2 protein-coding genes are annotated in these 1,834 nt (G+C 64.8%); both read right to left on the bottom strand.

Going from position 1 to position 1,834, the window contains the following annotated elements; translation table 11 throughout:
• Positions 1-68: 68 nt before the first annotated feature.
• The gene (locus BUQ68_RS22535; RefSeq protein WP_075218276.1) at positions 69-1,187 is read right to left on the bottom strand and encodes a tyrosine-type recombinase/integrase; all 1,119 of its coding nucleotides are present in this window, start codon (positions 1,185-1,187) and stop codon (positions 69-71) included.
• A 242-nt stretch (positions 1,188-1,429) separates the two neighbouring features.
• Positions 1,430-1,834: beta clamp domain-containing protein (locus BUQ68_RS22530; RefSeq protein ID WP_483428772.1), on the bottom strand; the 405-nt coding region annotated here is incomplete at its 5' end.

Here is a 1,834-nt window from a genome sequence, read left to right as displayed (position 1 = left end):
AGCCTGGTAGAGCACCTGCTTTGGGAGCATCGCGTCCCAGCCCTCAATCCTGCTGCGCCATCAACGTCTTAGCCTGCCTTGGTATCGTCGTTCCGGGACTTATTCCGGGACTTCGCGACGCGGTCCATCGCATTCCGCAGATCATCAAGCGTTGCGTGCGCATATTTCGCAGTGGTCGAGATATCGGTGTGCCCGGCCAGCTTCTGCGCGAGCTTCAGGTTGCCGGTTTCGCGCACCAGCCGGGTAAGGGCAGTGTGGCGGGTGTCGTGCAGGCGAAAGTCTCGCACGCCGGCCTCGGCGCGGTCACGCTGCCAGCGGGTCTTCAGGCCCTCATAGCTGATCGGCACCCGGTCGCCTCGAGCAATCCCCCGCTTCTTGTCGGCGCGCCTGGCGACGAACGTGAACACCGCTTCGGCGTGGTCTTTGCGCAGCGACCATAGGATTTCGCGCACGTCTGGCGTGATCGGGATTTGCCGGATTTTCTCCTCGGTGCCCCGATGGCCCTTGCCGCGGATCTCGATGGACTTCGCCGTCCAGTAAACGCGGTCCCATGTCAGCGTCACGACCTCCTCGAGCCGGCAACCGGTGAGGAGCATGAAGGCGAACGCTGGCCGGTAGTCGTCGCGGATCGCCAGCGACAGCCGCTCCTCCTCCTCGTCGGTCGCCTCCCGGACGCGCTCAAGCGGTTCGGGCAACAGCAGCTCTTTCCAGTCGATAGGGCGAACCTTTTGGTCCCATGCCTTCTCGGCCTTCCGCAGGACGCGGCGGAGCGGTTCGGTGAGGGTCCGGTTCACGGTGGCGGACTTGACGCCATCGCCGCGCCGTCTGGCGACCTCGAGCGAAATCTTGTTGGTCGTGATGCTCGAGATCAGAGTGCTCGCGCCGAACGCCTTTTCGATCCGGCGCAGGTACGACCAAGTGTCGTCGGACGACGCGAGATATTGCCCGACTTCCAGCCAATAGCGCTCGCACGCATCGTGGACGGTCATGGGCCGCGTCTCGCGCGCGGCCTCGTCTGCCATCAGCGCGCGGGCTTCCCTCCGCTTCTGCTCTTGAACCCGCTCGGCGTCCCGCTTTGCGGTCTCACCGGTCGACCCGAAAAATCGACGCCCACGACATTGGAAATCGTAGTGGTAGAACGGCGACGTGAACTCGCCTTTTGCGTTCTTTGGTCGGTAGACGGACACTCTGCCCTCCGCATCCGCTCGAGGAATTCGATACAGTCGTCGAGCCCGAACAATCGACGAGGGCGGCTCGAGCCATGGCCGATCACGCGGCAGCGTATGTCGCCAGCCTTGACGTGAGCACGCAAGGTCCGTTCGCACATTCCGAGGGCCCGGGCGGCAGCGGCTGGCGGGAGCAGAGCAGTCTCGGCAAACGCGGATAGGAGGGCAGGGGGCAGGTCGGCGTTAGACATTGACGACATCGGTCACACTCGCATCGGCATGAGGACGTAGAGGGCGCGCGGGTCGTCGAGTGGGCTCCAGACGCTGGGGGAGCCCGGGTCGCCGAAGGCGGCGTGAAGCTTGGCGGTGCCGCTCGTGCTGGCGAGCTCGGCGAGGTAGCGGCCATTGAAGCCGATCTCGATGGGCTTGAAGTCGGCGCCGGATGCGATCGGCAGCTCGTCCTCGGCGGTGCCGCTGTCCGGGTTGGTGACGCTGAGGGCGAGGAGCCCTTCGGTGAGCGAGAGCTTCACTACGCGGCCGCGCTCGTTGTTGATCGTGGTCACCCGATCTAGAGCGGACTGGAGGGCGGCGACTTCGAAGGTGGCGGTGTTGGCGTTGTCCTTCGGAATGACCCGGTCATAGTCCGGGAAGGTGCCGTCGATCAGCTT

This window comes from Mongoliimonas terrestris (assembly GCF_001927285.1).
Taxonomy (GTDB): domain Bacteria; phylum Pseudomonadota; class Alphaproteobacteria; order Rhizobiales; family Pleomorphomonadaceae; genus Chthonobacter; species Chthonobacter terrestris.
The sequence above is the reverse complement of the archived record's forward strand: the minus strand, read 5'-3'. Positions and strand labels throughout refer to the sequence as shown.